This is a genomic window from Flavobacterium rhizophilum, assembly GCF_046000485.1.
Classification (GTDB): domain Bacteria; phylum Bacteroidota; class Bacteroidia; order Flavobacteriales; family Flavobacteriaceae; genus Flavobacterium; species Flavobacterium rhizophilum.
The window spans coordinates 1-517 of the sequence record NZ_JBELQB010000076.1; the positions used below are offsets into that span (position 1 = coordinate 1).

The following is a 517-nucleotide window of genomic DNA, read 5'->3' on the forward strand; positions in this document are numbered from 1 at the left end:
CGGTGAAAATCGAAGAACAGTCGACCCGTATCCTGAAAGCCGACGAGACCGAGCAATCGCGTAATCCGATCGATGCCGAGCGATTTTTGCAGACCCAGCTCGACGTAATCCGGAGCCGTTCGGTCGCGATGGCGGTAGCACGTGACCAGCACCTGTTTGGTAATACCCAGTTCCTTAAGGCGATGCGGGCACCGCTCACGCTTAAGCCATCCAACATCTTAACACCGCGTCAAGCGCAGGAGGAACAGGTACTAGCCATATTGCACGACAATATGAGCGTCAGCCTGCCGCCGGATTCGCGGATTGCGACAATTAGCTTTCGCAGCCCCGACCCCCGGTTGGCCGCTCGCATTGCCGATAGCTTCGCGGAAAGCTACATTCGCACCGACCTCCAGCGTCGCTACGATGCTAGTGCCTACGCCCGCCAATTCATTGCCGGGCAACTCGCTGACGCCAAGCAGCAGCTCGAACGATCAGAACGTGCGGCGATTGACTACTCTAGTTCACAACGCTTGAT

General features: G+C 57.3%; 1 protein-coding gene. It reads left to right on the top strand.

The features are described from left to right. Positions 1-517: GumC domain-containing protein (locus tag ABS768_RS17840; RefSeq protein ID WP_408076268.1), on the top strand; the 517-nt coding region annotated here is incomplete at both ends.